Source organism: Bacillus sp. JJ1764 (assembly GCF_036962145.1).
GTDB lineage: Bacteria > Bacillota > Bacilli > Bacillales > Cytobacillaceae > Neobacillus.
Genome location: NZ_JBALNY010000147.1, coordinates 6,288 through 13,862 on the forward strand (window position 1 = coordinate 6,288; position 7,575 = coordinate 13,862).

Annotated in this window: 9 protein-coding genes and 1 other RNA gene; 7 read left to right on the plus strand and 3 right to left on the minus strand. The window is 39.7% G+C overall.

Annotated elements, in window-relative coordinates; all coding sequences use genetic code 11:
* Nucleotides 1-50 precede the first annotated feature (50 nt).
* The 3 genes from V7083_RS18870 to V7083_RS18880 all read right to left on the minus strand — a co-directional run bounded on the left by V7083_RS18870 (nt 51) and on the right by V7083_RS18880 (nt 2,943).
* Nucleotides 51-746: a deoxynucleoside kinase gene (locus V7083_RS18870; protein ID WP_335480808.1), complete on the minus strand. Its 696-nt coding sequence runs from the start codon at nt 744-746 to the stop codon at nt 51-53.
* Between the two features lie 14 nt (nt 747-760).
* The gene (locus V7083_RS18875) at nt 761-1,408 is read right to left on the minus strand and encodes a deoxynucleoside kinase (RefSeq protein ID WP_335480811.1); all 648 of its coding nucleotides are present in this window, start codon (nt 1,406-1,408) and stop codon (nt 761-763) included.
* Nucleotides 1,409-1,653: 245 nt separating this feature from the next.
* The gene (locus V7083_RS18880; RefSeq protein WP_335480813.1) at nt 1,654-2,943 is read right to left on the minus strand and encodes a glycoside hydrolase family 18 protein; all 1,290 of its coding nucleotides are present in this window, start codon (nt 2,941-2,943) and stop codon (nt 1,654-1,656) included.
* Nucleotides 2,944-3,036: 93 nt separating this feature from the next.
* On the opposite strand from V7083_RS18880, the gene tadA reads away from it, so the two are divergent.
* The 7 genes from tadA to V7083_RS18915 all read left to right on the plus strand — a co-directional run bounded on the left by tadA (nt 3,037) and on the right by V7083_RS18915 (nt 7,355).
* A complete protein-coding gene (gene tadA, locus V7083_RS18885) occupies nt 3,037-3,555 on the plus strand; it encodes a tRNA adenosine(34) deaminase TadA (RefSeq protein WP_335480815.1) in 519 nt (172 codons plus the stop codon).
* A gap of 72 nt (nt 3,556-3,627) precedes the next feature.
* An RNA gene (gene ffs / locus V7083_RS18890) (signal recognition particle sRNA large type) lies at nt 3,628-3,891 on the plus strand.
* 133 nt (nt 3,892-4,024) lie between these two features.
* Entirely contained in the window at nt 4,025-5,713 is a 1,689-nt protein-coding gene (dnaX, locus tag V7083_RS18895; RefSeq protein ID WP_335480817.1) for a DNA polymerase III subunit gamma/tau, read from the plus strand.
* 26 nt (nt 5,714-5,739) lie between these two features.
* Nucleotides 5,740-6,057, plus strand: a complete 318-nt coding sequence (locus V7083_RS18900) for a YbaB/EbfC family nucleoid-associated protein (protein ID WP_335480819.1) — start codon at nt 5,740-5,742, stop codon at nt 6,055-6,057.
* Nucleotides 6,058-6,140: 83 nt separating this feature from the next.
* The gene (recR, locus tag V7083_RS18905) at nt 6,141-6,737 is read left to right on the plus strand and encodes a recombination mediator RecR (protein ID WP_335480821.1); all 597 of its coding nucleotides are present in this window, start codon (nt 6,141-6,143) and stop codon (nt 6,735-6,737) included.
* A 32-nt stretch (nt 6,738-6,769) separates the two neighbouring features.
* Nucleotides 6,770-6,988, plus strand: a complete 219-nt coding sequence (locus V7083_RS18910; protein ID WP_335480823.1) for a YaaL family protein — start codon at nt 6,770-6,772, stop codon at nt 6,986-6,988.
* 103 nt (nt 6,989-7,091) lie between these two features.
* Nucleotides 7,092-7,355: a pro-sigmaK processing inhibitor BofA family protein gene (locus tag V7083_RS18915; protein ID WP_335480825.1), complete on the plus strand. Its 264-nt coding sequence runs from the start codon at nt 7,092-7,094 to the stop codon at nt 7,353-7,355.
* Nucleotides 7,356-7,575: the final 220 nt, after the last annotated feature.

The window sequence follows — 7,575 nt, forward strand, 5'->3', positions numbered from 1 at the left end:
AATCAACAGCCCAGTTTAACAGAGCAAAAAAATAAAAAGCACATAGCGGATTACCCGATATGTGCCTTTGTTATATTTAGAATTTCATTTAATTTTTCTTGTACTTCCTGACATACCCTTTTTGCATCCGCTTGGCTCTTCACTACATCAGTATTGTCCATGTCAATCACTAGCACTTCACTGGCGTTGTAGCGGTCAAATACCCACTCATCATAACCCTTCCATACCTCAAAATAGTATTCCTTCAGTTCAGGGTTAATCTCAAAGCTTCTGCCGCGGGACATAATTCGGTCAATGACTGTTTCGAAGGAGCCTTTTAAGTAAACCATTAAGTCTGGGGCTTTTTTCGGAAGTTCTCTTAATTCTTCCATCATATTATCGACTAAGTCTTCATAAATGTTAAATTCTAGGTCGGAAATTCTCCCCAAGTTTTTATTTACATAAGCAAAATACCAATCTTCATAAATCGATCTATCTTGAATTGTATAAATAGGGTTTTTCCAATTGATACAATCCTTAACTGTTTTAAAACGTTTATTTAGGAAAAATAATTGCAGTAAAAAGGGAATTCTTCTTGCGTCGAGCTCTTCTGGTGTTAATTCATAGTAAAGCGGTAGAATCGGATTATCATCAACTGTTTCATAGAATACCTTACTATCCAATCCGTTTACTTGAAAATGATCCTTCAAAATATCTGCAACACTTGTTTTTCCCAGGCCAATCATTCCGCCAATTACAATGCTCACGAACATCCCCCGTTCTATAATATGTTTGTCCAGCTGTTAGTTTTAAATGTGAGTGATAGTGTTTCAATAATGTGATCCAAATCATGTTCGTTTTTAACGAAATCCAAATCATCACCATTAAAGCGTAATACAGGTATTTCGGGATGTTGTTTTTCAAACATCGTCATGGTCTGCTCATAATCAAGTGAGAGTTGCTCTAAATAAAGAGGACTGATATTCTTTTCAACCTCGCGTCCTCTAAGTTGGATTCGCTTTAAAAGTGTGTCCAAACTAGCATTTAGATAGATTATGACATTAGGTTTTGGCATATCTTCTGTTAAGATTTGATAGATTTTAAAATATTTATCGTATTCTACTGCACTTAATGTCCTTTGAGCAAAGATTAAATTTTTAAAAATATGATAATCAGCTACAACAGCTTGATTTTTGCTCAAATAATGAGTATTAATGTCTCCTAATTGCTTAAATCGATTGCAGAGAAAGAACATTTCTGTCTGGAAACTCCATTCCTCAATATTTTCATAAAATTTCCCCAGGAATGGATTCTCGTCGACAATCTCTCTTAATAGAGCAAATTCAAATTGCTCTGAAATGGCTTTGGCAAGTGATGTTTTTCCTACCCCAATCGGCCCTTCAACGGTAATAAAGGGTGTGTCCCCCATTTATTGCTCCTCCTTCTCCAAACTGCCTTTACATCTATGGTTACCAGACGGATCCGGTTCATCATGTTCGTTTATATTCATTGTTACGCAATAATTGTCATAAAACGACAGATTTCAACGTGACACAAAAAACATTTTATCACACTCTGACAGTGGAAGGGATATGGAATTATTTTAAAGATGTGATTTATATGTTACATAGACAAAAAAACTGCCGAAAAGACGGCAGTTGGTGGCAAAACTTTCTATGTCCCACGTTTAGTAACCTGGAAGTTATCGACAATTAACAGCCAATTTTGCGGGAAAGCTAACCCGAGTTTCCAATAGCTCATGCCTCGTAAATTCATTGCCTTAATTAAATCAAATTTTGCCTGAATAGAACGTGCATCTTCAAACCAGACCTCATGTCTTTTTCCGCCCTCATCAGTATAATTGAAGTGAGGTGCTTGTGCTTTCGTATCATATTCAATAGGAACATTATGTCTTGCAGCAAGCTGAATGGCCTGTTGGGGGCTTACAGCTTTGGCCACAGAGCCTTGGACAAAGGGAAGGGTCCAATCATAACCGTAGAGGTTTTGCCCCATTAGTATTTTATTGGAAGGTATATCCGTTACAGCATAGTCTAAAACTTTTCTAACTTGGTCAATTGGGGAAACAGCCATAGCAGGACCTCCACTATAACCCCATTCGTAGGTCATGATGACGACAAAGTCCGAAATTTCCCCATGTGCTTTATAATCATGGCCTTCATACCATTTTCCAGGTTGGTCGGCTCTAGTTTTCGGCGCCAGTGCTGTTGACATCAGCCAGCCCTCGGTTTTAAAACGCTGCTTCGCTTTTCGCAAAAAGCGATTATAGGCATCTCGGTCAACCGGTCTGAGATATTCAAAGTCAAAATGAATGTCACGGAAGCCATACTTTTTGGCAGTTGCCACAATATTATTAAGAAATTTATCTTGAACTGCGATATCATTTAAAAGAATTCTTCCTAATTCATCACTGAACTGATCATTTTCCTGATTGTTGATGACCATCATTAGCACATTACGGTTGGCTCTGGCAATGGCGGGAAAGTTGTTGAGGAGCGGCTCTTTTAATGTTCCATCACGGCGGGCTTGGAAACTAAAAGGAGCTAAATAAGTAATATAAGGAGCGGCTTCCCTGGCACTACTTTCTAAGGCGGGGGCAACCGTGGTGCCGCGTGGTTCTACATATGCATTAAATTCGGCTGTTCTTTTATTGCCCTGAGGGATATATAGACGCAACCCAGCATTTAATTGTTGGTTAGGCTGTAGTCTGTTAACAGATGCTAGTTCCTGTGGAGAAACCCCATATTCTCTTGCAATGGAAAATAAGGATTCTCCCGGTTGTACGAAGTGAAATTTACCTACAATAGGTATAACAAGAGCTTGACCGATAATCAGATTATTAGGGTTAGGCAAATCATTTGCCTCGACAATATCGTTTACCGTAGAATGGTATGTTCTGGCAATAGTTGTTAACGATTCATTCCTTTTAACCACATGAATTTGCATACTGATCCCTCCCTGCGCAGATACACTACAACCATTCTATGAGAGGGAAGCTGGATCAATGATATAAAAAATTTTTAAGGCGGGTATTTGGTTATGAATGACCAAGATCAATTTTATATGCGACAAGCAATTGAAGAGGCAAGAAAAGCGGAATTAATGGATGAAGTTCCAATTGGAGCTATCATTGTATTGGGTGATCAAATTATTTCCCGGGGACATAATCTCCGGGAAACAGAGCAAAGTGCTATCGCTCATGCTGAATTACTGGCAATTGATAGGGCATGCAGGGAATCAGGGTCCTGGCGGCTGGAGGAGGCCACTTTATATGTCACACTTGAGCCTTGTCCCATGTGTTCCGGAGCAATTCTGTTAAGCAGGGTAAAGCGTGTTGTATATGGAGCAAGTGACCCCAAGGCTGGCTGTGCGGGTACGTTAATGAATCTTCTACAGGATCCCAGGTTCAATCATCAATGTGAACTGGAAACAGGAGTACTGGGAGAAGAATGTGGTGCATTACTTTCAGACTTTTTCAGAAAAATTCGAGCAAGAAATAAGGAAGCAAAAAAAGTATCACAAAACAATTTACAAAAATTTACAAACAATAACAATTGATTTTTTCTCCGTTTGTTTGTATACTAAAAAAGCGTCAGTTACGACGCAACTGAATATTTGGTATCAACTTTGCCGTGCTAGGTGGGGAGGTAGCGGTGCCCTGTACCCGCAATCCGCTCTAGCGGGACTGAATCCCTTCCCGAGGCTGATATCCTGTAGGGCTGCCTTAAGTAAGTGGTGTTGACGCCTGGGTCCTGCGCAATGGGAATCCATGAACCATGTCAGGTCCGGAAGGAAGCAGCATTAAGTGGACGCTCTCATGTGCCGCAGGGGTGCCTGGGCCGAGCTAACTGCTTAAGTAACGCCTATGGGACTCAGTCGAAGGAAGGTGCACGGCAGTTATTTTACATAACTAACTCATCTCAGATTTGGGATGAGTTTTTTTATTAAGTCATAGGAATCCTTTTGTAAAATCGAAATTGAATACGTTATAATAGGGAAGATGAAATTTTGAAGGGGGCTAGTGTCTATGGCTTATCAAGCTTTATATCGTGTTTGGCGTCCACAGCAATTCTTTGACGTAGTAGGACAGGAACATGTCACCAAGACATTGCAAAATGCCCTGCTTCAGCAAAAAATTTCACATGCTTATCTTTTTTCCGGACCAAGAGGAACCGGGAAAACAAGTGCAGCAAAAATCTTAGCTAAGGCGATCAATTGTGAGCAAGCTCCAGTTGCAGAACCATGCAATGAGTGTGCGGCTTGCCGGGGGATTACCAGTGGGACTATTCCAGATGTATTAGAGTTTGACGCAGCTTCCAACTCAAGAGTCGAGGAAATGCGAGATGTTCTCGATAAAGTAAAATTTGCACCGACATCTGTTAATTATAAAGTCTACATTATTGATGAAGTGCATATGCTTTCCATTAGCGCGTTTAATGCATTGCTAAAAACGTTGGAAGAGCCACCAAAGCATGTCATTTTTATATTAGCTACTACTGAACCACATAAAATACCGTTAACCATTATCTCAAGATGCCAACGATTTGATTTTAGACGAATTACGGCTCAGTCAATCGTAAATCGGATGAAACTTATTGTGGAAGAGACAGAAATTGATTGTGACGAACGAGCCCTACAGATGATTGCAAGAGCAGCGGAAGGCGGTATGCGAGATGCCTTAAGCTTATTGGATCAGGCCATTTCTTATAGCCAAGATCGGGTCACGGTGGAAGATGCATTAACCGTAACGGGTTCTGTATCACAAGGCTTTTTAAACAAAATGGCCAAGGCATTCGTTGATAAGGATGTTGTAAGTGGATTGGAATCTCTTGAAGATCTGTTGTTTCATGGAAAAGACCCTGCACGCTTTATGGAGGATTTAATCGTTTTTTATCGAGACATGCTGCTTTATAAAACTGCACCAAACCTGGAAGAGTCACTGGAAAGAGTAATGCTTGACAGTGATTTTCAGAGTCTTGCCGATTCTATCCCAACTGCCCAGATTTATCAGCTTATTGAACTCTTAAATAAGACCCAGCAGGAAATGCGTTGGACCAATCATCCAAGGATTTTCCTTGAGGTTGCGATTGTCAAGTTGTGTCAATTAGAAATCAAAAGCACAGAGACAGCTCCATCCGATCATATTGAACAATTAAAAACACGGATTGAGCAACTAGAGAATGAGCTTCAGCAGTTAAAAGTAAATGGTGTGGCAGCAGCTCCGCAAGAACAAGCTCCAACACCACAGAAACAGGCTACTAGAAGCTCAAAAAAAGCTTTTCAGCCAGCTGTTGGGAAAATAAATGAAGTATTGAAACAAGCAACGAAAAATGATTTGAATCTGTTAAAGGCCAATTGGGGTGAAATGCTTGCCAGCCTGTTAAAATCACAAGCAGCCTTGTTGAATGAAGCTGAGCCTGTAGCAGCCTCGGCCAATGCCTTTATCTTAAAATTTAAGCACGAAATGATTTGTCAAATGGCAATGGGTCGAAATGATTTTCTTGATGCAGTAGGGTCAGCCTTACATAAATTAACCGGTAAAAGGTATTTATTGTTGGGAGTACCCGAAGACCAATGGATGGATATCCGTGAAGGTTTCCTAAGTAGTCAGCAGGGTGAAGCGGGCGAAGACAGTGAAATGAAAACGGAAGAGGAGCCACACATTGCTGAGGCAAAGAAATTATTTGGTGCTGAGTTTGTTGAAATTATTGATTAAAACTTACTTTTTGGAGGTTGAATAATATGCGTGGCGGAATGGGAAACATGCAAAATATGATGAAACAAATGCAAAAAATGCAAAAGAAAATGGCAGAAGCACAAGAGGAATTAGGTAAACAACATATCGAAGGAACATCCGGGGGCGGAATCGTAAGTGTTACGGTTACTGGTCATAAAGAAGTGGTGGATGTGAAAATTAAACCAGAAGCCGTGGATCCTGATGATGTGGAAATGCTTCAAGATCTTGTGCTAGCAGCTGTTAATGATGCAATGAAAAAAGCTGATGAACTAACAAATAATACGATGGGTCAATTCACAAAAGGAATGAATCTGCCGTTTTAATGAATTTTAAGTAAGGTGCCTTGTATTAGGGGGAGATCCCTGATTTTTAGGCACTTTTACTTTTTATGAGAGGTATCGAATCTATGCATTATCCTGAACCAATATCCAAATTGATTGACAGTTTTATGAAACTCCCTGGAATCGGACCAAAGACGGCTGCTCGGCTTGCTTTTTATGTTCTGAGCATGAAAGAAGACACCGTTCTTGATTTTGCCAAGGCACTAGTCAATGCAAAACGAAATTTAACCTATTGTTCTGTTTGTGGTCATATAACAGACCAAGATCCGTGTTATATTTGTGAGGATCAACGTCGTGATCGGAGCATAATATGTGTAGTGCAAGATCCAAAGGATGTCATTGCTATGGAGAAGATGAAGGATTATAACGGGCTATACCATGTACTTCATGGGGCAATATCTCCAATGGATGGTATCGGTCCGGAAGATATTAATATCCCAAATCTCTTAAAGCGACTTCAGGATGAAACTGTCCAAGAGGTCATTTTAGCGACTAACCCCAATATTGAAGGGGAAGCAACAGCTATGTATATTTCTAGGTTAATTAAGCCTTCTGGACTAAAGACAACTAGGATTGCTCATGGTCTACCGGTTGGTGGAGATTTGGAATATGCAGATGAAGTCACTCTTTCTAAAGCGTTGGAAGGGCGAAGAGAAGTTTAAAAATTGCATGCTGATGGCCGGAGGTAATATGTATGTTTTTTCGGCGAAATGGGAAACTCAGGAAAGAGTATAACGAAAAGCTCATCGCCAAGTTGAATAAATTTAAACAAGATTGGCAGCAGGAAAAATCACTGTTGGAAAAGAGTCTCGACCCCTCCGAAGAAGTGATCTGCCAAACCAAAATTGCTGAAGCAAAATATATCTTACTTTTAAAAGAGGCTAAAGAAAGAAATGTGACACTTTGGAAATAATAAGGTTCCTGTCTAAGATATAAAAAGTTTAGGCTTTTTTGTTCTAATACCCCAGACTTGTACATAGGTTTTAGCAAGAGACCTATGGAAGGGGATAGCATTCTTGGAACCGGTAGTTGTGATTTCCATTTTAGGTGGACTCATTGTTGTATTGTTATTCTCAGGTGCTCCATTCAAGCCGGTGAGGTTTGTAGGACTAGCTGTAGTAAAAGTTTTAATTGGGGCCTTATTTTTATTCTTCCTTAATGTTATAGGGAACCGCTACGGAATCCACGTGCCGATTAATGTAGCTACTTCTGCTGTTTCGGGTTTCTTAGGAATCCCCGGTCTATGTGCATTAGTAGCCATTCAGCAATGGGTAATATGAGGAAAGATAACCGCTAAGATTCAGCGGTTTTTCTTTTGTTAATAAAAAGATTATAACAATGAATACTTTTTTTAAAATAGATATTGACCATTAAAAAATAATCGTGTAATATATAAAAAGTCGTCACCACGACAAAGAGAAAATCAAAAAAAACAGTTGACTTAACTGTTGGAAAATGATATTCTAATATAGTCGTTTTAAGGACATTGATCTTTGAAAA

Bases quoted from the DNA above. Each gene is read 5' to 3' on its own strand.
- V7083_RS18875 (WP_335480811.1), bottom strand. From the start codon at position 1,408: ATGGGGGACACACCCTTTATTACCGTTGAAGGGCCGATTGGGGTAGGA.
- V7083_RS18880 (WP_335480813.1), bottom strand. From the start codon at position 2,943: ATGCAAATTCATGTGGTTAAAAGGAATGAATCGTTAACAACTATTGCC.
- tadA (WP_335480815.1), top strand. From the start codon at position 3,037: ATGAATGACCAAGATCAATTTTATATGCGACAAGCAATTGAAGAGGCA.
- dnaX (WP_335480817.1), top strand. From the start codon at position 4,025: ATGGCTTATCAAGCTTTATATCGTGTTTGGCGTCCACAGCAATTCTTT.
- V7083_RS18900 (WP_335480819.1), top strand. From the start codon at position 5,740: ATGCGTGGCGGAATGGGAAACATGCAAAATATGATGAAACAAATGCAA.
- recR (WP_335480821.1), top strand. From the start codon at position 6,141: ATGCATTATCCTGAACCAATATCCAAATTGATTGACAGTTTTATGAAA.
- V7083_RS18910 (WP_335480823.1), top strand. From the start codon at position 6,770: ATGTTTTTTCGGCGAAATGGGAAACTCAGGAAAGAGTATAACGAAAAG.